The 24,436-nt window shown below is 68.0% G+C and carries 23 protein-coding genes; 6 read left to right on the forward strand and 17 right to left on the reverse strand.

The features are described from left to right. Positions 1–9: 9 nt before the first annotated feature. From ACOAPY_RS01165 to ACOAPY_RS01210, 10 genes are all read right to left on the reverse strand, one after another. Entirely contained in the window at positions 10–1,593 is a 1,584-nt protein-coding gene (locus tag ACOAPY_RS01165; protein WP_465154737.1) for an aldehyde dehydrogenase (NADP(+)), read from the reverse strand. A gap of 87 nt (positions 1,594–1,680) precedes the next feature. After that, a complete protein-coding gene (locus ACOAPY_RS01170; RefSeq protein ID WP_465154738.1) occupies positions 1,681–2,616 on the reverse strand; it encodes a dihydrodipicolinate synthase family protein in 936 nt (311 codons plus the stop codon). Positions 2,617–2,757: 141 nt separating this feature from the next. Further along, a complete protein-coding gene (locus ACOAPY_RS01175; RefSeq protein WP_465154739.1) occupies positions 2,758–3,795 on the reverse strand; it encodes a trans-3-hydroxy-L-proline dehydratase in 1,038 nt (345 codons plus the stop codon). Between the two features lie 71 nt (positions 3,796–3,866). After that, positions 3,867–4,589 (reverse strand): amino acid ABC transporter ATP-binding protein, encoded by a 723-nt coding sequence (locus tag ACOAPY_RS01180; RefSeq protein ID WP_021702080.1) that lies wholly within the window; start codon positions 4,587–4,589, stop codon positions 3,867–3,869. Next, a complete protein-coding gene (locus ACOAPY_RS01185) occupies positions 4,582–5,232 on the reverse strand; it encodes an amino acid ABC transporter permease (RefSeq protein ID WP_076423613.1) in 651 nt (216 codons plus the stop codon). The genes ACOAPY_RS01180 and ACOAPY_RS01185 overlap by 8 nt, the downstream gene beginning before the upstream one ends. Positions 5,233–5,245: 13 nt before the next feature. Further along, positions 5,246–5,911: an amino acid ABC transporter permease gene (locus ACOAPY_RS01190; RefSeq protein WP_076423614.1), complete on the reverse strand. Its 666-nt coding sequence runs from the start codon at positions 5,909–5,911 to the stop codon at positions 5,246–5,248. A gap of 3 nt (positions 5,912–5,914) precedes the next feature. Next, entirely contained in the window at positions 5,915–7,690 is a 1,776-nt protein-coding gene (gene lhpI / locus ACOAPY_RS01195) for a cis-3-hydroxy-L-proline dehydratase (RefSeq protein WP_465154740.1), read from the reverse strand. Between the two features lie 19 nt (positions 7,691–7,709). Then, positions 7,710–8,528: an ABC transporter substrate-binding protein gene (locus ACOAPY_RS01200; protein ID WP_076423616.1), complete on the reverse strand. Its 819-nt coding sequence runs from the start codon at positions 8,526–8,528 to the stop codon at positions 7,710–7,712. 270 nt (positions 8,529–8,798) lie between these two features. Next, on the reverse strand, positions 8,799–9,551 hold the full coding sequence (locus ACOAPY_RS01205) for an AraC family transcriptional regulator (protein ID WP_178105097.1): 753 nt from the start codon (positions 9,549–9,551) through the stop codon (positions 8,799–8,801). Between the two features lie 89 nt (positions 9,552–9,640). Further along, positions 9,641–11,812 carry a M14 family zinc carboxypeptidase gene (locus ACOAPY_RS01210; RefSeq protein ID WP_465154741.1) on the reverse strand — a complete coding sequence of 724 codons (2,172 nt, stop codon included), beginning with the start codon at positions 11,810–11,812 and terminating at the stop codon, positions 9,641–9,643. A gap of 286 nt (positions 11,813–12,098) precedes the next feature. Here ACOAPY_RS01210 and ACOAPY_RS01215 point away from each other — a divergent pair, with 286 nt between their 5' ends. After that, entirely contained in the window at positions 12,099–12,539 is a 441-nt protein-coding gene (locus ACOAPY_RS01215) for a hypothetical protein (RefSeq protein WP_237046024.1), read from the forward strand. On the opposite strand, the gene ACOAPY_RS01220 is transcribed toward ACOAPY_RS01215, so the two are convergent. The 6 genes from ACOAPY_RS01220 to ACOAPY_RS01245 form a co-directional block, all read right to left on the reverse strand. Continuing rightward, positions 12,524–13,780: an FAD-dependent oxidoreductase gene (locus ACOAPY_RS01220; protein ID WP_465154742.1), complete on the reverse strand. Its 1,257-nt coding sequence runs from the start codon at positions 13,778–13,780 to the stop codon at positions 12,524–12,526. The genes ACOAPY_RS01215 and ACOAPY_RS01220 overlap by 16 nt on opposite strands. Beyond that, positions 13,777–14,013: a (2Fe-2S)-binding protein gene (locus tag ACOAPY_RS01225; RefSeq protein ID WP_465154743.1), complete on the reverse strand. Its 237-nt coding sequence runs from the start codon at positions 14,011–14,013 to the stop codon at positions 13,777–13,779. Before ACOAPY_RS01225 ends, ACOAPY_RS01220 begins: the two co-directional genes overlap by 4 nt. Next, positions 14,006–15,106 (reverse strand): NAD(P)/FAD-dependent oxidoreductase, encoded by a 1,101-nt coding sequence (locus ACOAPY_RS01230; protein ID WP_465154744.1) that lies wholly within the window; start codon positions 15,104–15,106, stop codon positions 14,006–14,008. Before ACOAPY_RS01230 ends, ACOAPY_RS01225 begins: the two co-directional genes overlap by 8 nt. After that, positions 15,103–16,179: a proline racemase family protein gene (locus ACOAPY_RS01235; RefSeq protein ID WP_465154745.1), complete on the reverse strand. Its 1,077-nt coding sequence runs from the start codon at positions 16,177–16,179 to the stop codon at positions 15,103–15,105. Before ACOAPY_RS01235 ends, ACOAPY_RS01230 begins: the two co-directional genes overlap by 4 nt. 112 nt (positions 16,180–16,291) lie before the next feature. Next, the gene (locus tag ACOAPY_RS01240) at positions 16,292–16,963 is read right to left on the reverse strand and encodes a GntR family transcriptional regulator (protein ID WP_021702092.1); all 672 of its coding nucleotides are present in this window, start codon (positions 16,961–16,963) and stop codon (positions 16,292–16,294) included. Between the two features lie 65 nt (positions 16,964–17,028). Further along, positions 17,029–17,970 carry a LysR family transcriptional regulator gene (locus ACOAPY_RS01245; protein WP_465154746.1) on the reverse strand — a complete coding sequence of 314 codons (942 nt, stop codon included), beginning with the start codon at positions 17,968–17,970 and terminating at the stop codon, positions 17,029–17,031. A 188-nt stretch (positions 17,971–18,158) separates the two neighbouring features. Here ACOAPY_RS01245 and ACOAPY_RS01250 point away from each other — a divergent pair, with 188 nt between their 5' ends. From ACOAPY_RS01250 to ACOAPY_RS01265, 4 genes are all read left to right on the forward strand, one after another. Continuing rightward, positions 18,159–19,574, forward strand: coding sequence for an acetyl-CoA carboxylase biotin carboxylase subunit (locus ACOAPY_RS01250; RefSeq protein ID WP_465154747.1), 1,416 nt, complete (start codon positions 18,159–18,161; stop codon positions 19,572–19,574). 72 nt (positions 19,575–19,646) lie between these two features. Further along, a complete protein-coding gene (oadA, locus tag ACOAPY_RS01255) occupies positions 19,647–21,455 on the forward strand; it encodes a sodium-extruding oxaloacetate decarboxylase subunit alpha (protein WP_465154748.1) in 1,809 nt (602 codons plus the stop codon). Positions 21,456–21,490: 35 nt separating this feature from the next. Beyond that, positions 21,491–22,444: a sodium-dependent bicarbonate transport family permease gene (locus ACOAPY_RS01260; RefSeq protein WP_465156676.1), complete on the forward strand. Its 954-nt coding sequence runs from the start codon at positions 21,491–21,493 to the stop codon at positions 22,442–22,444. A gap of 1 nt (position 22,445) precedes the next feature. Further along, entirely contained in the window at positions 22,446–22,748 is a 303-nt protein-coding gene (locus ACOAPY_RS01265) for a P-II family nitrogen regulator (protein ID WP_465154749.1), read from the forward strand. Between the two features lie 70 nt (positions 22,749–22,818). Here the strand turns inward: ACOAPY_RS01265 and ACOAPY_RS01270 are convergent, their stop codons facing one another. Further along, a complete protein-coding gene (locus ACOAPY_RS01270; RefSeq protein WP_465154750.1) occupies positions 22,819–23,034 on the reverse strand; it encodes a DUF1127 domain-containing protein in 216 nt (71 codons plus the stop codon). 354 nt (positions 23,035–23,388) lie between these two features. On the opposite strand from ACOAPY_RS01270, the gene ACOAPY_RS01275 reads away from it, so the two are divergent. Beyond that, on the forward strand, positions 23,389–24,426 hold the full coding sequence (locus tag ACOAPY_RS01275; RefSeq protein ID WP_465154751.1) for a threonine aldolase family protein: 1,038 nt from the start codon (positions 23,389–23,391) through the stop codon (positions 24,424–24,426). The last annotated feature ends 10 nt before the right edge of the window (positions 24,427–24,436 follow it).

Consider the following 24,436-nt stretch of genomic DNA (forward strand, 5'->3'; position numbering starts at 1 on the left):
CAAGGTGTTTCAGGCCAGCGATTCCCGCGTGGTAATGCCGTCGACCAGCCGGGCCAGGCCCAGCGGGTTGGCGTTTTTCAGGGCGTCCGGCAGCAGGGCGTCTGGGCAGTTCTGGTAGCACACCGGGCGCAGGAAACGGTCGATGGCCAGGCTGCCGACCGAGGTGCCGCGCGCATCCGAAGTGGCCGGGTAGGGGCCGCCATGGACCATCGCGTCGCACACTTCCACGCCGGTCGGATAACCGTTGAACAGCACCCGGCCGACCTTCTGCTCCAGCAGCGGCAGCAGGTCGCCGTGGGCTTCCAGATCCGCCGGCTCGGCGGTCAGGGTGGCGGTCAGCTGGCCGCGCAGGCGCTGCAACGCGCGAATCAGCTCGGCTTTGTCGGCCACTTCCACCACCACGGTGACCGGGCCGAACACCTCTTCCTGCAGCAGCTCGTCGCCGTTGAGCAGCAGTGCGACATCGGCCTGGAACAGTTGCGGGCGGGCCTGGCGACCTTCCTGCGGCTGGCCGGCCAGGTGCTGCAGCCCCGGATGGGCGTGCAGCGCGGCCAGGCCGCGTTCGTAGCTGCCCAGGGTGCCGGCGTTGAGCATGGCCTGTGGCGGGCGCTGGCCGATCTCGGCGATCAGGTTGGCGACGAACAGGCTGAAGGCCGGCGAGGCGATGCCGATGACCAGGCCCGGGTTGGTGCAGAACTGGCCGCAGCCCTGCACCACCGAGTCGGCCAGTTCACGGGCGATCTTCTCGCCGCGCGCGGCCAGGGCGGCCGGCAGCATCAGCACCGGGTTGATCGAGCTCATCTCGGCGAACACCGGGATGGGATGCGGGCGCGCGGCAGCCATGTCGCACAGGGCGCGACCGCCCTTCAGCGAGCCGGTGAAACCGACCGCCTGGATCGCCGGGTGCTTGACCAGCCACTCGCCGACTCCGCCGCCGTAGACCATGTTGAACACGCCGGCCGGCATGCCGGTGGCCTCGGCGGCGCGGAGGATCGCCTGCGCCATCAATTCTGCGGTGGCCATGTGGCCGCTGTGCGCCTTGAACACCACCGGGCAGCCGGCGGCCAGCGCCGCGGCGGTGTCGCCGCCGGCGGTGGAGAAGGCCAGCGGGAAGTTGCTGGCGCCGAACACCGCCACCGGGCCGACGCCGGTGCGGTACTGGCGCAGGTCCGGGCGCGGCAGTGGCTGGCGCTCGGGCAGGGCGCGGTCGATGCGTGCGCCGAGGAAGTCGCCGCGGCGCAGCACCCTGGCGAACAGACGCATCTGCCCGCTGGTGCGACCGCGTTCGCCCTGGATGCGCGCGGCCGGCAGGGCGGTCTCGCGGCACACCAGCTGGACGAAGTCGTCGCCGAGGGCGTCGATCTGCTCGGCGATGGCGTCGAGGAACTGGGCGCGGCGTTCCGGGCTGAGGGCACGGTAGGCCGGGTAGGCCGCCTCGGCGGCGCGGGCGGCGGCGTCCACCTCGGCCTCGGTGGCCTGGTGGAAGGCGTAGGGCAGCGTCTCGCCGGTGCTGGCGTCGAGGCTGTGCAGGATGGTCTTGCCGGCGGCGCTGCGGGCGCCGGCGATGAAGTTGTGGCCGGTGATGGCGGGCATGGTTAGCTCCTGTCGGGTGCCTGTGAGATCAGCGTTGCCATGGCAGATCGGCCGGATGCCCGGAAGCACCCGGCCGCAGCACGGCGATCAGGCGGCCGACCAGTTGGCGTACCACTGGCGGAACAGCTTGTACTGGGTCTCGGCGTAGTTGCGCTGGGCGGCGCTGAGCGCGTCGCTGGGGTTGAAGTGCAGGCTGTACTCTGGGTCGCCGCCCAGCACCATCAGGTACTTGTAGTAGAGGACCAGGTCGCAGCCCTCGTCGAAGGACGACAGCACGTTGAGCGCCTCGGACAGCTCCAGGGCGCGGCGGCGGGCGACGGCGTCGCCCTTGGCGGCCTGCTTGCTCAGCTCGACCAGCTGCAGCACCTCGCGCGGCAGGACGTTGCCGATGCCGGTGATGGCGCCGGTCGCACCGCAGTTGACGAAACCATGCATCACCTGGGTGTCGACGCCGGCCATGAGGATCACCTGGTCATCCTGCGAGGTGATGTGTTCGGCGGCGTAGCGCATGTCGGCGGCGCCGCCGAACTCCTTGAAGCCGATCAGGTTGGGGTACTGGCGGCGCAGCTTGAAGAACAGCTCGGCGCGGGTGGCGAAGCCGTAGTAGGGGCTGTTGTAGATCACCGCCGGCAGCTGCGGCGCCGCTTCCAGAATGGCGCCGAAGTGGGCTTCCTGGGCGGCCGGCGAAGCACCGCGCGACAGCACGCGCGGAATGACCATCAGGCCGTGGGCGCCGACCTTGGCGGCGTGGGCAGCGTGGGATACCGCCTCGCGGCTGTTCACCGCACCGGTGCCGACGATGGTCGGGATGCCGGCGGCGACCAGGCGCGCCACCCCTTCCTGGCGTTCGGCCTCGGTGAGCAACGGCCAGTCGCCCATGGAGCCGCAGTAGACCACGGCGCTCATGCCGGCCTCGATCAGCTGCTTGCCCTTGCGCACCAGGGCGTCGAAGTCCGGCTTGCGCTCGGCGGTGCAGGGGGTCATCAGGGCGGGGATGGTACCGGTGAAGATGGTGCTGTTCATGCTGTCGCCTCCTGGGCAGAGTCAGAGTATTTCGTATACGGAAGCAAGGAGGCGGTATCCGCCCTTGTTTCCATGGCGTGGGCCTGGGCCCGGTTCAGTGCGCCGGCGCGGCGGCGGTTATCAGATCTTTAAGAAACAGGGTCATGGTTGCGGCTCGACCGGCCAGGTGTCCGAGAGGCGGTAGCCCTGCGGCCAGGGGTCGTCGGGGTCGAGCAGGTGCTGGTGGGTGCCGGTGATCCAGGCCCGGCCGGACAGGCAGGGGTGGATGGCCGGGCGCCCGGCGACTTCGGTGACGCCGGCGATGCGGCAGTGGAACTCGGAGCCGATGATCGAGCGGCCGACGAAGCGTTCGCCATCCTGCATCTGGCCCTTGGCGTGCAGCACCGCCATGCGCGCCGAGCAGCCGGTGCCGCAGGGCGAACGGTCGATCTTGCCGGGGCGGATCACCACCGCGTTGGCGGCGGTCAGCACGCCATCGATGCGCTCCACCGGCGCGGCGATCTGGCAGAAGGAGATGTGGTCCCAATCCTTGTTCAGCGGATGGACGAAACCCAGCTGCTCGTTGGCCGCGCGGGTGATCTTCAGGCCCACGGCGACCAGGTCGGCGGCCTCGTCGGCGGTCAGGGCGAAGCCCAGGGTACGCGCATCGGCGATGACGAAGCTGTCGCCGCCGTAGGCGGTGTCGACCTTCAGCGTGCCGAGGCCCTCGACCTCGATCATGGCGTCCAGCCTGTCGGCGAAGGACGGCACGTTCTTCACCTCGACTCGCTGCACCTTGCCGTCGCGGCACTGGGCCACGGCCTCGATCAGGCCGCCCGGCGCTTCCAGCACCAGGCGCGTCTCCGGCTCGGTCATCGGCAGGATGCCGCTGTCGAGCAGCACGGTGGACACGCACAGCGAGTTGGAGCCGGACATGGGCGGCGTGTCGGCCGGCTCCATGATGATCCAGGCCATCTGCGCCCTCGGGTCCTTGGCCGGCACCAGCAGGTTGACGTGGCGGAACACGCCGCCGCGCGGCTCGTTCAGCACGAAGTTGCGCAGCTCCTGGTCGCGGGCGATCCAGCGCGACTGTTCCCACAGGGAGGCGCCCGGCGGCGGCGCGACGCCGCCGACGATGACGTCACCGACCTCGCCCTCGGCGTGGCAGCTGACCACATGGATGACCTTGCTCGAACGCATGCGTTGCTCCTGTATTGCGAGGGGCCTGTAGTTCCCTCACCCTGGCCCTCTCCCAGAGGGAGAGGGAGTCGTTAAAGCACCGACTTGAGGAAGTCCGCGGTTTCCGGCTTCTGCGGGTTGCCGATGACCTGCTCGGGCGCGCCGATCTCGTGCACCAGGCCGTTGCGGAAGAACGCCACGCGGTCGGACACGTCGCGGGCGAAGCGGATCTCGTGGGTGACCAGGATCATGGTCATGCCTTCCTCGGCGAGCAGGCGCATGGTGTCCAGCACCTCGCCCACCAGCTGCGGGTCGAGGGCGCTGGTGGCCTCGTCGAACAGCATGTAGTCCGGGCTCATGGCCAGCGCGCGGGCGATCGCCATGCGCTGCTGCTGGCCGCCGGAAAGCTTGCTGGGGAACACCTTGAGCTTGTCCGCCAGGCCCACGTGGGTGAGCTGCTTGACGGCCATGGCCTCGGCTTCCTGCTTGCTCAGGCCGAGCACCTTGCGCGGCGCCAGCATGACGTTCTCCAGCACGGTCAGGTGGGGGAAGGCGTTCCACTGCTGGAACACGATGCCGATCTTCTGCCGCAGCTTGTTGAGGTCGGTGGCCGGCGCGTGCACTTCGGTGCCGTCGACGCGGATGCTGCCCTTCTGGATCGGCTCCAGGCCGTTGATGCACATCAGCAGGGTGCTCTTGCCGGAGCCGGAGCCGCCGATGATCGACACCACCTCGCCCTTGTTCACCGTCAGGCTGACACCCTTGATGACTTCGAGGTCGCCGAAGGATTTGTAGACGTTGTCGATCTCAATCATTTTCCTGCCACCTTTTCTCCAGCCGGGCGCCCAGCTGGGCCACCACCAGGCTCATGACGTAGTAGATGAGGCCGGCGATGCACAGCACCAGCAGCGGCTCCTGAATACGGGTAACGATGGTCTGCGAGGCGCGCAGCAGCTCGACGATGCCGATCCACATGACCAGCGCGGTGTCTTTCATCACGCTGAGCACCAGGTTGAGCCAGCCGGGGAAGGCCACCCGGGTGGCGATCGGCAGCACGATGTAGCGCAGGTCCTGGCTGTAGCTCATGCCCAGCGAGCGCGCAGCGCGGCGCAGGTTCGGCGGCACGGCCAGCACGCCGCTGCGCACCACTTCGGTACAGAAGGCCGCGGCATACACGCCGAGCACGATGCAGCCGACGGTGAAGGCGCTCATGTCCATCCCGGCGATGCTTTTGAGGGCATTGAACAGGACGAACTGGATCAGCAGCGGCACGCTGCGGAACACATCGAGCACCCAGGCCAGCGGCAGGGTGGCGCGCGGCAGGGCGGCGCGCAGCAGGCCGAACAGCACGCCGGCCAGGGTGCCGATGAGCATGGCGCCGGCGGTCAGCTTGAGGGTGACCCAGGCACCCTGCAGCATGAACAGCAGGTCGTTGGAGGTGAGGCTGGTTTCGAACATGTGCGCGCCTCCCTCAGTAGCGGAACAGACGCCAGGCCATCAGGCGTGCGGCGAGCACGATGGTCTTGGCGATCAGGTAATAGAGCACCGCCGCGATGGCGAAGTACTCGAAGGTACGGAAGGTCTTCACGTTGTAGTCCTGGGTGACCCCGGTGAGGTCGTTGTTCAGCCCGACGATCACGCCCAGCGAGGTCATCAGCACGGCCCAGACCATCTGGTTGGACAGCGGGTGGAAGACGATGCGCAGCAGCTGCGGGACGATGATCAGGCGGTAGGCCTGGAAGGCGCTCATGCCCAGCGAGCGGGCCGCCTTCATCTGCGTCTCCGGCACCGCCTTGAGGCCGCCGCGGAAGTTCTCCGCCAGGTAGCCGGCGTTGTTGAAGGTGATCCCCGCGACCAGGGCAACCCAGGAGCTGACGTGCAGGCCGAAGCTGCCGAGGCCGAAGTAGAGGATGTAGATCTGGAACAGCGACGGGGTGTTGCGGGCGATGGACACCCAGGTGTTGGCGAAATGCCGTGGCACCGGGTGCTGCATCTGCCGCATCACCGTCAGCAGCAGGGCGATCAGGGTACCCAGGAGCATCGACAGGGCTGCCGTCTCCAGGGTCACCCAGGCGCCCGCCAGCATGTCCGGCAGGGCCTTGAAGGCCGAGCGCCAGTGGAAGGTGTAATCGAACATCGATCAGCGATTCCCTTGGGGTGGAAGTTGACCCAGCCAGGCCGGGAGTTGTCCCTGGTTGCGCCCCGTGCAGGCGGCCTCGACGCAGGCGGCGAGATTGCCGAAGTGCACCTGGCGGCCCGCCAGGCCGGGGGCGTAGTGGGCGTACTTGCCCGAATTGGTCATCAGGTTGTGGCTGCCCGGCGGTACCACCGGCTCGCCGAGCATGCACCAGCAGGTGTCGGTGATCAGGTTGGCGCCGAAGCGCTCCAGCGTGGCGACATGGCCGGCGGCCTTGGCCTGTTCGTGCACGGCACGGCCGCAGGTCACCACCAGGGCAGTGTCCGGGTGGCGCTGGCGGCCCGCGCAGAGCTCGGCCAGGCGCGCCAGCTCGGTGGCCGAGCAGTGTGGATTGCCCAGGGCCACCAGGCTGACGTCGGCCGAGTCGGCGCTGTTCAGCTCCCGCCAGCTGCCCAGCAGGTCGGCGCGGGTCACCCGCAGCTGCCGGGTGGGCGCCTGGCCGCCGAGGGCGCTGGCCACATCCGGAGCCTCGGGGGTGACTCCGGCGATATGGAACATGGGCGCCGCTGAGGTGGTGGCGAAGGCGGCACCGAAGGCCTTGAGGTCGTCGGTATTTGGCGCGCTGTGCTCAAGGCCGCTGAGCACCGGGATGTCGACGGTGCTGAGCAGGCCGACGTGGTAGCCGAGCAGCGGCCAGAAGCTGTCATCCGCGTCCTGCGGGGTTTCCACCTCGATCAGCAGGCGCGCGTGGCGACCCTCGTCGAGGTGGCTGCCGCAGCGCGGCGCGCGGCCTGTCAGGGCGATGCAGATGTCCAGGTAGTCCGGGTACTTGAGGGTGCGCGCACCCAGCACGCTGTTGGCGTAGACCACGGCATTGGACTCGGCCCAGACGATCTGCTCGCCGGCCTTGGGCGCGCTGTCCAGCAGGTAGGGCGCGCAGGTGAAGCTGAGCGCAGCGCCCATGGCCATGTAGACGTCGCCCAGTTCGCTGGCCGGCTCGCCGAAGGCCGGGGCGATGCCCAGGGCGCGCCAGCGGCGCTGGTCCACCGAGATCGCGTTGAGGGTGGTCGGTACGCTGACCTTCGCGCCCCAGTCCAGCAACTGACGGGCGAAGCGCAGGCAGGCCGGGCCGGTGTAGATGCAGCCGTCGATGTGCGCCTGGGTCACGTCGAGCAGTTCGCGCGCGCCCTGCAGCTCGGCCATGCGCAGCACCAGCTGCATGGCCACCTGGGCGGCGCGGCCCTGCTCGCCGGCGAGGATGGCACGATCGAAGGCGCTCAGCGTCAGGCTCGGCGGGTGGCTGCCGTCGTGGGCGATCGGCGTGGCCTGCCAGCCATCGTTCGGCGCGGCGTCGAACACCTGCAGGTGCGTGCCGTCGACCCGCACGCTGGCGCCGGCATGGGCCGCCAGCGCGGCGAAGGCGGCGTGGCCGATGCACAGCACCGGCAACTGCACATCGAATACATGCTCGGCGACCAGGGCGCCGAGGGTGAGAATCTCGTCGGGTTCGGCCAGCACCAGGGCCGCCGGTGCCGGACCGTTGAGGATCAGTTCCAGCAGGACGCTGCTGCCGGTGCAGGAGCCGCGTCCACTGGGAATGGCCAGCACGCGCCCGGCCAGGGATTGCCCGCTCAGCGGGTGGTGACGGTCGATCACCTCGCCGCTGAACGGGTCGACGCCGCCCCAGAAGCTCAGGCCCAGGTCGGCGTGGAGCAGGCTGCCCTGCCCCCGTCCCGCGACCAGACTGCGACCCTCGATGGACAGTACGGACATCGTCATCTCTCCCGGGCGCGCGCGATCAGTAGTACACGCCGGGCACGGTCAGGTTGGCCGGCTTGATCTCGTCGCCGACCCACTTCTTCCACAGCTCCTCGTAACGGCCGTTGCGCACCTGCTGGTTGACGAACAGGTTGAGGTAGTTGAGCAGGCCGTACTCGCTGCGCTTGGCGGCCAGGGACACGTAGTCGACCACGTAGGGCGCGTCACCGGCGACTTTCAGGCCCTTGTACTTGCCGGACTTGAGGGTGGCGGCGGCCACGGTGTTGGTCACCACGGTGGCGTCGATGTGGCCCTGGGCCACGGCGAGGATGGTGTCGTTCTGCGACTGATAGGCGCGGAAGCTGCCCGAGCCCCAGGCCTTCTGGTCTTTCTCCAGGGCGATGGCCTCGTAGGTGCCGCTGGTGTTGCCCAGCTTCTTGCCCTTGAGGTCGGCGTAGCTGTTCACCCCGGCGTCCTCGCGGGTCAGCACGACCATCTGGAAGGCGAAGTAGGGGATGGTCATGCCCACGGTCTTGGCGCGCTCCAGGGTGTCGGAGGTGGAGGCGACGATCACGTCGGCACGGCCGGAAACCAGCGCCGGGATGCGGTCGGGGAAGGGCGTTTCGACCACTTCCGGCTCCACGCCGAGGACCTTGGCCAGGTCGGCGCAGTAGTCCACGTCGAAGCCGGCCGGGTTGTTGTTCTCGTCGCGGAAGCCCATGGGCGGGAAGTCCAGGGTCACGGCGCAGCGCAGCTTGCCGGACTCGATGATGTCATCGAGCTTGTCGGCCTGGGCGGTGGCGGCCAGGGAAGCGCTGAGTGCGGCGCCGAGGGCGATGGCGAGGGTCTTTCTATTCATGTGCAGCCTCATGTGTGTCTGATGGTTGGCAGATGAAACAGATGTATCTTGAATTTCGTATACGATATTTGATTAGCAAGGGCTGTGCCGGATTGCCCGGAGCAGACGCGATGAATCGCCCAGCCCGCGCCACATCGGCCCGGACGGCTGGATGCAGCGGTGACTGAAAGACTAGTCGGCCCTTTTCGTGACCGCTTGGTGTTACAGAACGAAGCATGGATGCGCCGGCGTGCCCACAAACGGAACACGACGGGTTGCACCCGGCGCTCGTCAGGGCTGGCGGTGGGAGTCGCGGTACTGGCTGGGGGAGAGGCCGGTGAGGGCCTTGAACTGCCGGCTGAAGGCGCTGTGGTCGGTGTAGCCGCAGCGCAGGGCGATCTCGGTGATCGGCAGCTCGCCGAGCAGCAGCTGCGAGGCCGCGCCCAGGCGCGCCTTGTGGATCATCTGCCGCGGGGTGAGCTGGAAGATGCGCTTGCAGTGGCGTTCCAGCTGCGCCACCGAAAGGCCGGCGATGGCGGTCAGCTCGGCCAGGCTGATCGGCTGGGCGTAGTGCTGGCGGATGTGCTCGTCCACCGCTGCCAGCTTCTGGTAGGCCGGGTGCGCCGCCTGGGCCGCCGGCAGGTCGCAGGAGATGCCGGCCATGCCGATGACCTGTCCGGAGAGATTGCGCAGCGCCAGCTTGTGGGTCAGGCACCAGCCGGGCTGGCGGCCAGGGTAGAGGTGCAGCTCCAGCTGGTCGGCGAGTAGGCTGCCAGCCTCTAGCACCTCTTTATCCTGGGCGGTGTAGAGCGGGCCGAAGCGCGAGGGGAACACTTCCTCGGCGGTGCGCCCGAGCAGCTCGCCCTTGTCGCGGTAGCCGCAGCGGGTGGCCAGGGTCTGGTTGACCAGCACGTAGCGCGCCTGCGCGTCCTTGACGAAGAACACCACGCCGGGCATGGCATCCAGCAGCGGGGCAACGGCGCTCAGGCTGGCGAGCAGGCTGGGCAGGTCGGCGGGAGCGGTGGACGGCAGCAGGTCGAGCATGGGACGGTCACTGGCCTTCGGGGCGCCCATTCTGCGCAGCGAGGTTCGGCGGGGACAAGTGGCCCGCCGGGTGGCGGGCCACTCATGGGTTACTGCAGGCGTACGCTGTAGTCCTCCACTTCGCCGTAGTTGAAGCTGCCGCAGGGGACGGGCGCGGCGTTGTAGCGCATGGCGATGCGCAGGCGCGTTTTGCCCGCCGGGGCGTTGGCCGGCACGTTGAGATTGCCGCTGGCCACCGTGCTGAGGGCGCGGCCGGAGCTGTACACCTCTTCGCCGGCGTCGAGGAAGTCGCCGTCCTTGTTCAGGTCGATCCAGGCCTTCCAGTACTCGGGGTAGGCGCGCCCGGAAAACTGCGGGGTCAGGCGCAGGCTGTTGGCGCCACGTTGCAGGTCGATCACCTGGGCGGTGAAGTCGCTGTAGGTGCTGGCACCGGAGCTGCGGCTGAAGGTGCCGACCTGCACCTGGCCGATCCACTCGGCATTGGCGTTGCCGCTGGCGGCGCTGCAGTAGCTGGGCTGTGGCGTACCCTCGCCGATCACCAGGAAGCTGGCGCTGACCGCGCCCCAGCTGCCGCCAGCGTCGCGGGCGCGCACATAGAGCAGGTGCTTGCCGGTGGCCAGACCGGTGGTGTCGACGTTGCCGGTGAGGCTTTCGCTCTTGGCGTTGAAGGCGCCGTCCTGCGGTAGCAGGGCGATCGGCGTGGCGCCGGCCTCCCAGGGCGCCTTGTCGAGGTAGTACTCGGCAGCGGCGATGTTCTGCGTGGCCTCGGTACCGTTGGCAGTGCTGAAGCGCAGGTCACTGGCCGTGGCGCTGAGTGTTACCGGCGTGCCGGCCGGCACGCCATCGGTGGCGGCGCCGCCGCTCAGGGTGACGCTGGCCACGTCCGGCCCGGCCGGCGTGAGGTATGGGGTGCGCACCACCTTGGCGGCATAGATCAGCGCCGGCAGGTTCTTTGGCTTCACGGTGTTCTGGTACACGGCGCAGGTCTGGAAGAACTGCGTGCCCAGCTCGAAGGTGTAGGCGGCCACGCCCAGTTCGCCGTAGCTGATGCCGTCGCTGGTGCCGTCGGTGGGGTAGAGGCCGACCGACTGCTGCGGGGTATAGCCGTTGAAGAAGGCGAACTTGCGCCCCAGGGTCTGCAGTGCGGTGCCGTTGGGCGCGGCCTGGCTGGTGTCGCCCCAGGGCCAGAGCACCAGCTCGCTGTAGCTGTGGATGTCCAGGTGGATGCCGCTGGTGCTGCTCGGCGCGGCATCGTTGCGGTTGGGGCCGCGGCGGTCCGGCCACAGGCTGCGCGCATAGGCCTCCAGCGTCTGCACCTCCGGCTCGGAGCCGGCGCTGGGGCCGCGGTAGGTGTCGTTGCACTGATCGCCGCTGGAGCCCTGGCCGTTGGTGCTGTTCCAGCCGAAGCTGAAGTTGCGGTTGAGGTCGGCGCCGCGGCTGTTGCTGTTCGGCCCACAGTAGTTCTGGTTGGTGTTCTTGCGCCAGGACAGCCCGGTCTCGGCCTTCTTACGACCGTCCGGGTTGGTGTGCAGCATCAGGTGCACTTCGTGGTGGTCGAGAATCCAGGTGGCGTCCGCGTCCACGCCGTAGCCATCGACCAGCCAGCGGGCGAAGGCCAGCACCAGTGGCGCGGTGGTGTACTCGCGGGCGTGGATGGCGCTGTTGATCAGCAGCTTGGGCTTGTCGCCGGGCTTGTCCTTGTTGGTCAGCTTGAGTACGCCGATGTCATAGCCGCCAAGGCCCTGGGTCTTTTCCCAGGACTGGCCGACGTTGAGCCATTCGGCCAGCTGCGGGCGTTGGCTGGCCATGCCGGCGGCGGCCGCGTAGGTCTCCTCCACCGTCTCGTAGCAGGCATAGCCGGGAATACTGGCGATGCTCACGTCGCTGGCCGCGCTGCTGCTCAGGCTACGCTGCTGCAGGCGTTGCTGGATCTTGCCGAGGATCTGGTTGCGCTTGGCGATGAAGTCGTCGGCCACCGCGAAGGTGAAGCCGAACACGGCCAGCTTCTGCTGTTCTTCCTCGGTCAGCTCCATGATCAGGTAGCCCTGCTCGTAGTGCGATTCGAGCAACTGGCCGTGGAAGCTGATGGCCGCCTTGCGGGCGATCTTTAGGTTGGGGAAGAAGGCCTTGTACACCTGGTTGTTGGCTTTCTCCTGCTCCAGCAGGAGGAAGTCGTCCTGGGCCTGGATCTCGTTGTTGGCCTGGGCCGCCTGCAGCACGCAGAGGGTGGCAAGGGCGAGGGTTAACTTCCGCTTTATCATGCTTGAGTTCCTATCCATGTGTTGTTGTGTCGCCAGGCCCGATAAGGCAATGGCGGTTTCTGGCGCCCTCTTGTGGAAGGCGCCTCGACGTGCGGCAGTGGAAGCTCTGGCTGACGACTGCACAGGCGCTGGGAAATCCCTTCCTGGCCTTGGGGGTACAGGTGGCCGGTCTGACAACGAGAGTGCGAGAAAACCTAGAAGCCCTTCCGAGGGCTGTCAATTTCTCGCAGGATGACGGTGTTTTTTCTGTAGATCGCTGCAGATACTAATGACATGGTGGCAATTTATGCGTTGCACGAAGTCGTTCGCTTTACTCCTGCCCTTGCTCCTGGCTCTGGGCTGCAGTGCCGGGGCGACCGTTGAGGACCCGCTGGCCGCGGAATGGGCGCAACTGCGCCAGCAGCGCGGGCATTTCGACGGCAGCCCCTGGCGCCAGGATCTGGATGCCTGGCAGGGGCGCAAGCACCAGCTAATGCAGGACCTGGCCGAGCGGCTGTTGCAGGAGCGCCCCGATGGCGCCGGCGTGCGCAGGCTGATGGGTGAGCCGGATCGCCAGGTGGCGCCTGGCACCGCCGAGCATGCCGACTGGCTGCGCCGCACCGAATGGCGCGGCGCGCCGGCCGGCGCGCTGTGGAGCTATCACTGGCGTGGCGAGCACGACCAGCTATTGGTGGCCCTCGCCGGCGAGCGGGTGGTGGCGGTGGGCTGGCTCTACGCCTGGGAGTGAGGTTCGTCGCCGAGCTGCAGCAGGGTGTCGATGCGCGCCGGGCTGAAGGGCGGGCGCGGCGCTGGCGGCTGCCAGCCGAACAGCACCTGGGCGGCGGCACCGCACACGCGGCCCTGGCAGGCGCCCATGCCGCAGCGGCTGGCCAGCTTGGCCTGGCTCCAGCCCTGGTGATCGGTTACGGCCGATAGCGGCACGTCCTCGCAGCGGCAGATCAGGGTGTCCGGCCGGGCCAGTCGCTTCACCGCGTCGCCGAGGGCGAAGGCGCCATTCAGCGCGCGGGCGAAGCCGTGCCAGCGCGCCTGCTGCGACCACAGGCGCTGCGCCGCTTCGCGCTCGCCGACCGCCGCATGACCGGCGATGGCGCCTTCCACCAATGCCTTCTCGCTGCCGCCGAAGCCGGTGCTCTCGCCGGCGGCGTAGACCCCGGCCAGGCTGGTGGCCTGCCAGGCGTCGACGGCGATGGCGCTGTTGTCTATATGGCAGCCCAGCGCCTGGCCCAGCTGCAGATTGGGCACCAGGCCGAAGCCGCAGGCCAGGCGCTCGCAGGCGATTTCGCGCAGCTGCCCGCCGATGTTCAGGCGCAGCGCTTCCAGGCGCCCGTCGCCGAGGGCTTCGACCACATGGCTGCTGGCCCGGTAACCGCGATGGAACAGGCCGAATGATTGCAGCAGCTTGTGCGGCCAGCGCGGCAGCTGCGCGGCGAAGCCGGCCACGGCGGACCACGGTGCCTGTTCCAGGATATTCAGCACCCGGGCGCCGTTGTCCCGCGCGGTGGCGGCGCTGGCCAGCAGCAGCGGGCCGCTGCCGGCGATGACGATGCGTTCGCCGGCCACCGGCAGGCCGCCCTTGATCAGCGCCTGCAGGCCACCGGCGCCGGTGACGCCCGGCAGGGTCCAGCCGGGGAAGGGCAGCAGCAGCTCGCGCGCGCCGGTGCACAGGATCAGTTTTTCGTACTCGATCACCCGGCCCTGCTCGGGGTCTTCCACCAGCAGCGCCTGGGGCCCGGCCAGGGCCACCACGCGGCTGGCCGGCAGCAGCTGGATACTGGCTTGCGCCTCCAGGCGCCTTCGATGTTCGCGGGCCAGCTTTGGGATGTGCGCCTGCGGGCCGGCGCGCCAGATCTGCCCGCCGGCGGCGGGGTTGTCATCGAGCACGGCGATGCGCGCGCCGCTCGGCGCGGCGGCCAGGGCCGCGGCCATGCCGGCGGGGCCGGCGCCGACGATGAGGATGTCCACCTTCATGGCTGGCTCTCCACGCGCATGCCGTCGCGGCACAGGGTCTGGCAGGCCAGGCGGCGCTGGCCGTCGATGGTCACCCGGCATTCCTGGCACACGCCCATGCCGCACACCGGCGCGCGGCGCTGGCCGCTGACCGAGGTTCGGCTGCTGCCGTCGCCGCCGAGTGCCAGCGCGGCGGCCACCGTGGTGCCCTCGGCCACGCGCAGCGGGTGGCCGTCGAGAATCAGTTCAGGCATGCGCACGGACTCCGGGGAAGCGTTGTGGCAGGTAGGGCTCGGGCGCCAGCGGCGCGGTTTCGCCGTACAGCTGGGCGATGAGCAGGTCGGCGCTGCCCGGCGCGGTGGTGACGCCCAGGCCCTCGTGGCCGACCGCCAGCCAGAGGCCGCAGCGCTGCGGGTGCTCGCCGAGCAGCGGCAGGCCGTCCGGGCTGGCGGCGCGGAAGCCGGTCCAGGCGCGGATGCCGTTGAGCCTGGCCAGGCCGGGCATGTAGTGCACGGCGCGGCGCAGCATCTTGGCCAGCATCCAGGGCTCGACCTCGGGGTCGAGGGTGCCGAACTGGCGCGAGGCGCCGATGAACAGCTGGCCGGTCGGCCTGGGCTGGATATTGGCGGCGGTCGAGGGGCCCGTGGCGTTGTGCGCGCTGGTGACGTAGCCCAGCTCCACCAGGGTATGGCTGATGCGCCCCGGGTAGCGGTCGGTGATCAGCAGGTGGCCCTTCTTCGGCTCCACCGGCAGCTCCGGACAGAGTTCGGTGACGTGGGTGCCGCCGGCCAGGATCACCGCCTGGGCGCCCAGCCAGCTGCCGTCCTGCAGGCGCACGCGGGCGCCGTCGATCTCGACCACCTGTGCCCGGCGCTGCTCGATCAGCGGGTGGTCGAGCAGCCAGCGCGCGGCATTGGGGGCGTAGAGGATGCCGTCGCCGCCGACCCGCAGGCCGCCGTGCAGGCCGTCGCGCAGCTCCGGCTCGGCGGCGCGCAGGGCGCCGGCGCCGAGCAGCTCGCAGTCCAGGCCGTGCTCGCGCAGCACCTGGTACTTGGCCTCGGCCACCGCCATCTCCTCGGCATTGGCGGCCAGCCACAGGGTGCCGTTCTGCCGGTAGGCGCAGTCGTCCGGCATCTCCCGCGCCCAGTCGCGCCAGCGCTGCACGGAGTACTGGCTGAGCGCGAGTTCCGCCGGGTTGTCGTCCAGTACGATCAGGTGGCCCATGCCGGCGGCGGTGGCGGCGCGCAGGCCGGCATCCAGCACCAGCACGCGCTGGCCGCGCTTGGCCAGTTCGCGGGCACAGGCGGCGCCGACGATGCCGCCACCGATGACGATCACGTCGCTCACAGGCGAATGCCCCAGGCGAAGGGGTCGTCCGCCTCGATCAGCAGGGTGGCCTCGGCGCTGAGGTGTGCGCGGCCACGGATGGTGGGGATGATGCGGCCGCCTTCGGCGTGCTCGTAGTGGGTCTCGAATTGGCTGCCGATCACGCTGGCCTGGCGCCACAGCTGGCCTGGCTGCAGCTTGCCGTCGGCGGCCAGGCAGGCCAGCTTGGCGCTGGTGCCGGTGCCGCAGGGCGAGCGGTCGTAGGCCTTGCCGGGGCAGAGCACGAAGTTGCGGCTGTCGGCTCGCAGCGAAGCTGCTGCGCTCGATGGGGCGTCGTTAAGAGCAGGCTCAGAATGCTCATTTACCGCCCGTAAACTGCGCTTCTTCGCCTGTTCTTGCCTAGCCCCCTCTTCGCTCGCGACGCTTCGCTGCGAGCCTTCCGGCAGTTCAGGGTCGGCGAACAGCTCGATATGATCGATCAGGCCGCCGTCCTCGCCGCGCAGGCCCTGGTCTTCGAGGGCCTGCTGTACGGCCACCGAGTAGGCGGTGAGCGCTTCGAGGTTATCGCCGGCCACACGCAGGCCGTGTTCGCTGATCAGGAAGAACCAGTTGCCGCCCCAGGCGATATCGCCGACCACCCGGCCATGCCCCGGCACCTCGACTGCGACCGCCTGGCGGTAGCGGTATGCCGGCACGTTGCGCACGCTCACCGAGCGGTCGTCGTGCAGGGTCGCTTCGACGGTGCCGACCGGCGTCTCGATCTTGTGTACGCCCGGGCCGATGCGCCCCAGGTGAGCCAGCGAGACCACCAGGCCAATGGTGCCGTGGCCGCACATGCCGAGGTAGCCGCTGTTGTTGAAGAAGATCACGCCGGCACAGGCGGCGGGGTCGACCGGCTCACAGAGCAGGGCGCCGACCAGCACGTCGCTGCCGCGCGGCTCCAGCACCGTGGCGGCGCGCCAGGCGTCGAAGCGCTCGGCGAGCAGCTGGCGGCGCTCGGCCATGCTGCCGCGGCCGAGGTCGGGAAAGCCGTCGATAACCAGGCGGGTCGGTTCGCCGCCGGTGTGCGAGTCGAGTACACGGATGCGTTGCATGGGTGGCCCCTGCCGATGAGTGGATACCGGCAAGGTTGCCGCCGCGCAGGCGTCGGCGGCTTGAGTCATTTAGCCTGCGCCGGTGACGAAATCGGCACAGCGCTACGGGCGCTCAGAGGCGGTTGGGCAGGTGCTCGTAGAGCGTCTGGCAGACCCCGCCGATGTGCTCCTCGATCAGCTGTGCGGCCCGCTCGGCATCGCCGGCGCGGCAGGCGGCGATGATCTCGCGGTGCTCGTGGTCGGCGCGCTCCTTGCCCTCGGACAGGCTCATCTGCATGCGCAGGTAGCGCTCCAGCTTGTCGTGGATCGAGCGGATCAGGCCGACCAGGAAGGGCCGCTGTGCCGGTTCGTAGAGGCAGGCGTGCAGCTGCCAGTTGAGCTCGGCCCAGCGGCCGACGTCCTCCTCGCCGAGGAAGGCCGCGCAGATGCGCTCGGCCTCGGCGAAGGTGGCTTCGCTCATGTTCGGCACCGCCAGACGGATCGCCCGCGTTTCCAGCAGCACGCGCACCTCGAACATCTGCGCCAGTTCCGGTTCGGAGATGCGCGTGACCACCGCGCCCTTGTTGCGCTGGAACATCACCAGGCCCTCGGCCTCCAGGCGCTTGAGCGCCTCGCGCACGGGGATCTTGCTGACGTTGAACAGCCCGGCGATGTCGTCCTGGCGGATCGGCTCGTCCTCGGCGAACTGCCCGGAGATGATCGCGTCGCGCAGGTGCTTGGCGATGACCTCGGAGGCCGAGGGAGCTATCCCCAGGTTGGGGGCATTGAAGCGAGGTAGAGGCACGGCGCGTCACCGAGTCGAGTGGGTGATGGTGCGAATATCATATACGAAATTCCATGGCTGCCAGCTCAGTCACTCATGGCGAAGCGCCGTTCCAGTGCGGCGATCTGCACCCGCTCCTGGCGGATGAAGTCGCGGAAGGCCTGGGCCACCGGCGACAGGTGCTTGCCGCGCGGGTGCACCACGCACCAGCTGCGCTGCAGCGGTAGCTCCGTTACCGGCAATTCCCGCAGCAAACCCTGGGCCAGTTCCAGGCGCGCGGCGTGGCGCGGCAGCAGGGCCAGGCCGAGGCCGGCGATGGCGCCTTCCACCTGCGACTCGGTGGAGCCCACTTCCAGGGTCTGGGCGAAGTGCGCGCGTTTCTGGTGGCAGTACTCCTCGCAGGCCTTGCGCGTGCCCGAGCCGGGCTCGCGCACCAGCAGGGGATAGGCGCCGAGGTCGGCCAGGCGCAGTTGTTCCTGGGCACACAGGGGGTGCTGCGGTGGCGCCACGGCGATGATCGGGTTGGTCAGGAAGGGGAAGAAGTCCAGCGCCTGGTCGCCGGGCGGCTGCGACATGATCAGCAGGTCGTCGCGGCTCACCGACAGGCGCCGCACCGCCTGCGCGTGGTTGACCACCACCAGCTGCAGGCTGACCTCCGGGTGCTGGGCGCGGAAGGCGGCGAACAGGTGCGGCACCAGGTACTTGGCGCTGGATTCCACGGCCAGGCTGAGCTGGCCCTGCAGTGAGCCCTGCAGGTCGGAGAGCTGCATGTCGAGCGCCTCCAGGCGGCCGAACACGTCCTCGCTGGCGCGCAACAGGGCCTCGGCGGCGGGCGTCAGGTAGAGCTTCTTGGCCACATAGTCGAACAGTGGCTGGCCGAGCAGCTCCTCCAGCTGGCGGATCTGCAGGCTGACGGCCGGCTGGGTCAGCGCCATTTCCTCCGCCGCGCGGCTGTAGGAGCGGCTCTCGCACACTGCGCGGAAGATCTGCAGTTGGCGAAAAGTCATACGCATCAGTGACTTGCGCATTCGCAACGATTCCCGGAAAGGCCATTTCGAGCAAATATAAGTGTTTGCTTATGCTTAACCCAATAAATATTGATTTTGGTTAATCCAGCAGCGGGCGTAGGGTAACTGCAAGACCGCCGTGGCCTGTGCGGTCATTCGCGGACCGCCCTGTCGCGGTCCTTTGCTCACGTGATCGAGGAACCAGGCTCGTGATCAAGAAGATCCTCATCGCCAACCGCGGCGAAATCGCCGTGCGCATCGTCCGCGCCTGCGCCGAGATGGGCATTCGCTCGGTGGCCATCTACTCCGAGGCGGACCGCCACGCCCTGCACGTCAAGCGCGCCGACGAGGCGCACAGCGTCGGCGACGACCCGCTGGCCGGCTACCTGAACCCGCGCAAGCTGGTCAATCTGGCCGTGGAGACCGGCTGCGACGCCCTCCATCCGGGCTACGGCTTCCTTTCGGAGAACGCCGAGCTGGCGGAGATCTGCGCTGAGCGCGGAATCAAGTTCATCGGCCCCAGTGCCGAGGTCATTCGCCGCATGGGCGACAAGACCGAGGCGCGGCGCAGCATGATCAAGGCCGGTGTGCCGGTCACTCCGGGCACCGAAGGTAACGTCGCCGACCTTGCCGAGGCACTGCGCGAGGCCGAGCGTATCGGCTACCCGGTGATGCTCAAGGCCACTTCCGGTGGTGGCGGCCGTGGCATCCGCCGCTGCAACAGTCGCGAGGAGCTGGAGTCGGCCTACCCGCGGGTGATCTCCGAGGCGACCAAGGCCTTCGGCAGCGCCGAGGTGTTCCTCGAGAAGTGCATCGTCAATCCCAAGCACATCGAGGCGCAGATCCTCGCCGACAGCTTCGGCAACACCGTGCACCTGTTCGAGCGCGACTGCTCGATCCAGCGCCGCAACCAGAAGCTGATCGAGATCGCCCCCAGCCCGCAGCTGACCCCCGAGCAGCGTGCCTACATCGGCGACCTCGCCGTGCGCGCCGCCCAGGCAGTGGGCTACGAGAACGCCGGCACCGTGGAGTTCCTGCTCGCCGAGGGCGAGGTGTATTTCATGGAGATGAACACCCGGGTGCAGGTGGAGCACACCATCACCGAGGAAATCACCGGTATCGACATCGTCCGCGAGCAGATCCGCATCGCCTCGGGGCTGGAGCTGTCGGTCAAGCAGGAGGACATCATCCACCGCGGCTATGCCCTGCAGTTCCGCATCAATGCCGAGGACCCGAAGAACAACTTCCTGCCCTCGTTCGGCAAGATCACCCGTTACTACGCGCCCGGCGGCCCCGGCGTGCGCACCGACACGGCGATCTACACCGGTTACACCATTCCGCCCTACTACGACTCGATGTGCCTGAAGCTGGTGGTCTGGGCGCTGACCTGGGAAGAGGCCCTGGACCGCGGCCTGCGTGCGCTGGACGACATGCGCGTGCAGGGTGTGAAGACCACCGCGCCCTACTACCAGGAGATCCTGCGCAATCCCGAGTTCCGCAGTGCCGAGTTCAACACCAGCTTCGTCGAGAGCCATCCGGAGCTGACCCAGTACTCGATCAAGCGCAACCCGTCGCACCTGGCCATCGCCATCGCCACCGCCATCGCTGCCCACGCGGGGCTTTAACGAATCGTAGCCCGGACGCAGTCCGGGATCTGCGGCCCCGGATTGCATCCGGGCTACAGGAGAGCAGAGAGCATGACTAAGAAGATCACCGTTACCGACACCATCCTGCGCGACGCCCACCAGTCGATCATTGCGACGCGCATGCGCACCGAGGACATGTTGCCGATCTGCGACAAGCTCGACCGTGTCGGCTACTGGTCGCTGGAAGTCTGGGGCGGCGCCACCTTCGACGCCTGCGTGCGCTTCCTCAAGGAAGATCCCTGGGAGCGCCTGCGCAAGCTGCGCGCCGCGTTGCCCAACACGCGCCTGCAGATGCTCCTGCGCGGACAGAACCTGCTCGGCTACCGCCACTACAGCGACGACGTGGTGCGCGCCTTCGTGGCCAAGGCGGCGGTCAACGGCATCGACGTATTCCGCATCTTCGACGCGATGAACGACGTGCGTAACCTGCGCGTCGCCATCGAGGCGGTGAAGGCCGCCGGCAAGCACGCCCAGGGCACCCTCAGCTACACCACCAGCCCGGTGCACACCGTGGCCGCCTACGTCGAGCAGGCCAAGGCCATGCAGGCCATGGGCATCGACTCCATCGCCATCAAGGACATGGCCGGCCTGCTTACCCCCTATGCCACCTTCGAACTGGTCAAGGCGCTCAAGGCCGAGGTCGACCTGCCGGTGTTCGTGCACAGCCACGACACCTCCGGCATGGGCGCCATGTGCCAGCTCAAGGCCATCGAGGCCGGTGCCGACCACATCGACACCGCCATCTCCAGCTTCGCCTGGGGCACCAGCCACCCGGGCACCGAGTCGATGGTCGCCGCCCTGCGCGGCACGCCTTTCGACACCGGCCTGGACCTGGAGCTGATCCAGGAGATCGGCATGTACTTCCATGCCGTACGCAAGAAGTACCACCAGTTCGAGAGCGAATTCACCGCCGTGGATACCCGCGTGCAGGTCAACCAGGTGCCGGGCGGCATGATGTCCAACCTGGCCAACCAGTTGAAGGAGCAGGGCGCGCTGGGCCGCATCAACGAGGTGTTCGCTGAGATCCCGAAAGTGCGCGAAGACCTCGGCTTCCCGCCCCTGGTCACCCCGACCTCGCAGATCGTCGGTACCCAGGCGGTGTTCAACGTGCTGGCCGGCGAGCGCTACAAGACCATCACCAATGAAGTGAAGCTGTACCTGCAGGGCCGCTACGGCAAGGCCCCGGGCAAGGTCGACGAGCAGCTGCGCAAGCGCGCCATCGGCAACGAGGAAGTCATCGACGTGCGCCCCGCTGACCTGCTCAAGCCGGAGATGGCCAAGCTGCGCGAGGAGATCGGTACGCTGGCCAAGTCCGAGGAAGACGTACTGACCTATGCCATGTTCCCCGACATTGGCCGCAAGTTCCTCGAGGAGCGCGCCGCCGGCACCCTCAAGCCCGAGGCCCTGCTGCCGCTGCCGCAGGCCGGCGGCACGGCGCCGGTGGGTGGCGAGGGCGTGCCCACCGAGTTCGTGGTCGACGTGCACGGCGAGAGCTACCGCGTGGACATCACCGGCGTTGGCGTCAAGGGTGATGGCAAGCGTCACTTCTACCTGTCCATTGACGGCATGCCGGAAGAGGTGGTGTTCGAGCCGCTCAACGACTTCGTCGCCGGGGCCGGCGGCAAGCGCAAGCAGGCCAGCGCGCCGGGCGATGTGTCCACCACCATGCCGGGCAATATCGTCGATGTGCTGGTCAAGGAAGGGGATGTGGTAAAAGCCGGCCAGGCCGTGCTGATCACCGAGGCGATGAAGATGGAGACCGAGGTGCAGGCGCCCATCGCCGGTACCGTCAAGGCCGTGCATGTGGCCAAGGGTGACCGGGTCAATCCGGGCGAAGTCCTAGTCGAGATCGACGCTTAAATCCCCGGGGCGCGCAGGCGCCCCCTTTTTTGCCCATGAAAAGGAGGTGCACGTTGGATCCGGTGGTGCTGTTCTTCGTCTTCGGCCTGGTCGCCGGGTTGCTGAAGAGCGAGTTGAAGTTGCCGGCGGCGTTGTATGAGACGCTGTCGATCATCCTGTTGCTGGCCATCGGTCTGCACGGCGGCGTGGAGCTGGCCGAGCAGGCCAGCGTGCAGCTGCTCGGCCAGGCCGGGCTGGTGCTGCTGATGGGCATTGGCTTGCCGCTGCTGGCCTTCGTGCTCCTGCGCGGGTTGCGTTTCGACCGGGTCAACGCCGCGGCGGTGGCGGCGCACTACGGTTCGGTGAGTGCCGGCACCTTCGCCGTGGTGGTGGCCTTCCTGGTGTCCAAGCAGGTCAGCTTCGAGAGCTACATGCCGCTGTTCGTGGCGATCCTGGAGATTCCGGCGATCCTGGTCGGCATCCTGCTGGCCAAGGGCGTTAGCCGCGGCACCGACTGGAAGGAGCTGGGCCGCGAGATCTTCCTCGGCAAGAGCATCATGCTGCTGCTCGGTGGTCTGGTGATTGGTGCGGTCGCCGGCAAGGAAGCGATCAAGCCGCTGGAGCCGCTGTACACCAGCATGTTCAAGCCGGTGCTGGCGTTCTTCCTGCTGGAGATGGGCCTGATCGCCTCCAGCCAGCTCGGCGCGCTGAAGCAGTTCGGTCTGCGCCTGGCGGCGTTCGCCCTGCTTATGCCACTGCTGGGTGCGTTGCTGGGTGCCTTGCTGGCGCGCTTCATGGGGCTCAGCCTGGGCGGTACCGCGGTGCTGGCCACCCTGGCGGCCTCGGCTTCCTACATCGCGGTCCCGGCGGCGTTGCGCCTGGCGCTGCCCGAGGCCAACCCATCGCTGTCGCTGACCGCCTCGCTGGGCATCACCTTTCCCTTCAACATCCTCATCGGCATACCGCTTTACCTGGCGCTGGCCGAGCAACTGATCGCCTGGGGGTTCTGACATGGACACGCACAACCGCACCCTGCTCACCGTGGTGGGCGAGGCCGCGCTGGAGAAGAAACTGGTGGCCGATCTGGAGGCGCTGGGGGCGCCCGGCTGGACCATCTCCGATGCCCGTGGTCGCGGCGGCCGTGGCGTGCGCAGCGCCGGTTGGGACACCGAGGGTAACCTGCGCCTGGAAGTGATCTGCAGCCGTGAACTGGCGATGCGCATTGCCGAGCACCTGCAGCAGCGCTACTACGCCAACTACGCGATGGTCTGCTATCTCTCCGAGGTCCAGGTGCTGCGGCCCGACAAGTTCTAGTCGAGAAATGCCTGGGCGACGGGCAACAAAAAGGGGAGCCTCGGCTCCCCTTTTTCATGCGCGCTGGCAATCAGCGCCAGAACGGCTTGCTGATCTCGATGGCGCGGTCGTAAGTGCTGATGCCGGCGTCGGCCAGCAGGCGCTCGTCCAGGCGCGCGAGTTGGCGGCGGCTGCTGATACGGCGCTGCCACAGCAGCAGGGTGCCCAGGACGCGCAGCGGGATGTGACCACCGCTGGCTGGGGACTGTTGTTGAAACATGAGGTCGGAACTGAGGGTACGTTCCATGATGAGGCTTCCTTCCGCTTGTGGCGGGCTAGAGGGTGTTCTACTGGAAGTCTATTTTCCTGACTGCCTAGTCGATTTCATAGGCACAGCTGGGATAAATTGCGCGGCTATTAGTTAGTCGGCTTTGCAACTGTTCTGTTTCTGGTTGCGCAACTGTACTGGTCATCCGTGAAAGTTCAGGCTTTTGGTAGAAAGTCGAGAATTTCTGCCGTGTCATGAAGTACTAGCGGCAGTTTCATGGCAGTACAGTTTTTTGCAAGGCCGCTTAACTGCTGTATCTGTTATTGCCGCCGGCAGGGCCCACGAGGCGTTGTCGGCTGGCTAGATTTAAGGTTGCTCCCACGAGGAAATCCCATGACCGACCATACCCAGCAATTCGCCAGCGACAACTATTCCGGCATCTGCCCGGAGGTCTGGGCCGCCATGGCCGAGGCCAATCGCGGCCATGAGCGTGCCTATGGCGAGGACAGCTGGACGGCCCGCGCCGCGGACCATTTCCGCCAGCTGTTCGAGACCGACTGCGAGGTGTTCTTCGCCTTCAACGGCACCGCTGCCAACTCCCTGGCCCTGGCCAGCCTGTGCCAGAGCTACCACAGCGTGATCTGCTCGGAGACTGCCCACGTCGAGACCGATGAGTGCGGTGCGCCGGAGTTCTTCTCCAACGGTTCCAAGCTGCTCACCGCGCGTACCCTGGGCGGCAAGCTGACCCCGGAGAGCATCCGCGAGGTCGCCCTCAAGCGCCAGGACATCCACTACCCCAAGCCACGCGTAGTGACCCTGACCCAGGCCACTGAAGTCGGCACCGTCTACCGTCCCGATGAGGTCGCCGCCATCAGCCAGGTGTGCAAGGAACTCAAGCTCAACCTGCACATGGATGGCGCGCGGTTTTCCAACGCCTGTGCCTCGCTCGGCTGCAGTCCGGCCGAGCTGACCTGGAAGGCTGGCGTCGACGTGCTGTGCTTCGGCGGTACCAAGAACGGTATGGCGGTGGGCGAGGCCATCCTGTTCTTCAACAAGGCCCTGGCCGAGGACTTTGACTACCGCTGCAAGCAGGCCGGTCAGCTGGCTTCGAAGATGCGCTACCTGTCGGCGCCCTGGGTCGGCCTGCTGCAGGACGATGCCTGGCTGCGCTACGCCAACCACGCCAACCGCTGCGCGCGCCTGCTGGCCGAGCTGGTGGCGGACGTACCGGGCGTCAGCCTGATGTTCCCGGTGGAGGCCAACGGCGTGTTCCTGCAGCTCTCGGAAGCGGCCATCGAACGCCTGCGCGCGTGGGGCTGGCGTTTCTACACCTTCATCGGCGCCGGCGGCGCGCGCTTCATGTGCAGCTGGGATACCGAGGAGGCGCGGGTGCGCGAGCTGGCGGCGGACATCCGCAAGGCGATGGCCTGAGGCCGACGAA

The sequence above is a fragment of the Pseudomonas stagnisoli genome, from assembly GCF_048595745.1.
GTDB classification, from domain to species: Bacteria; Pseudomonadota; Gammaproteobacteria; order Pseudomonadales; family Pseudomonadaceae; genus Aquipseudomonas; species Aquipseudomonas alcaligenes_A.

Coding starts and splice junctions, on each gene's coding strand:
- ACOAPY_RS01170 (WP_465154738.1), bottom strand. CDS start 2,616: ATGAACAGCACCATCTTCACCGGTACCATCCCCGCCCTGATGACCCCC.
- lhpI (WP_465154740.1), bottom strand. CDS start 7,690: ATGACGATGTCCGTACTGTCCATCGAGGGTCGCAGTCTGGTCGCGGGA.
- ACOAPY_RS01180 (WP_021702080.1), bottom strand. CDS start 4,589: ATGATTGAGATCGACAACGTCTACAAATCCTTCGGCGACCTCGAAGTC.
- ACOAPY_RS01190 (WP_076423614.1), bottom strand. CDS start 5,911: ATGTTCGATTACACCTTCCACTGGCGCTCGGCCTTCAAGGCCCTGCCG.
- ACOAPY_RS01210 (WP_465154741.1), bottom strand. CDS start 11,812: ATGATAAAGCGGAAGTTAACCCTCGCCCTTGCCACCCTCTGCGTGCTG.
- ACOAPY_RS01260 (WP_465156676.1), top strand. CDS start 21,491: ATGAAAAGGAGGTGCACGTTGGATCCGGTGGTGCTGTTCTTCGTCTTC.
- ACOAPY_RS01235 (WP_465154745.1), bottom strand. CDS start 16,179: ATGCAACGCATCCGTGTACTCGACTCGCACACCGGCGGCGAACCGACC.
- ACOAPY_RS01200 (WP_076423616.1), bottom strand. CDS start 8,528: ATGAATAGAAAGACCCTCGCCATCGCCCTCGGCGCCGCACTCAGCGCT.
- ACOAPY_RS01275 (WP_465154751.1), top strand. CDS start 23,389: ATGACCGACCATACCCAGCAATTCGCCAGCGACAACTATTCCGGCATC.
- ACOAPY_RS01205 (WP_178105097.1), bottom strand. CDS start 9,551: ATGCTCGACCTGCTGCCGTCCACCGCTCCCGCCGACCTGCCCAGCCTG.
- ACOAPY_RS01225 (WP_465154743.1), bottom strand. CDS start 14,013: ATGCCTGAACTGATTCTCGACGGCCACCCGCTGCGCGTGGCCGAGGGC.
- ACOAPY_RS01220 (WP_465154742.1), bottom strand. CDS start 13,780: ATGAAGGTGGACATCCTCATCGTCGGCGCCGGCCCCGCCGGCATGGCC.
- ACOAPY_RS01185 (WP_076423613.1), bottom strand. CDS start 5,232: ATGTTCGAAACCAGCCTCACCTCCAACGACCTGCTGTTCATGCTGCAG.
- ACOAPY_RS01245 (WP_465154746.1), bottom strand. CDS start 17,970: ATGCGCAAGTCACTGATGCGTATGACTTTTCGCCAACTGCAGATCTTC.
- ACOAPY_RS01165 (WP_465154737.1), bottom strand. CDS start 1,593: ATGCCCGCCATCACCGGCCACAACTTCATCGCCGGCGCCCGCAGCGCC.
- ACOAPY_RS01175 (WP_465154739.1), bottom strand. CDS start 3,795: ATGCGTTCGAGCAAGGTCATCCATGTGGTCAGCTGCCACGCCGAGGGC.
- oadA (WP_465154748.1), top strand. CDS start 19,647: ATGACTAAGAAGATCACCGTTACCGACACCATCCTGCGCGACGCCCAC.
- ACOAPY_RS01265 (WP_465154749.1), top strand. CDS start 22,446: ATGGACACGCACAACCGCACCCTGCTCACCGTGGTGGGCGAGGCCGCG.
- ACOAPY_RS01215 (WP_237046024.1), top strand. CDS start 12,099: ATGCGTTGCACGAAGTCGTTCGCTTTACTCCTGCCCTTGCTCCTGGCT.
- ACOAPY_RS01270 (WP_465154750.1), bottom strand. CDS start 23,034: ATGGAACGTACCCTCAGTTCCGACCTCATGTTTCAACAACAGTCCCCA.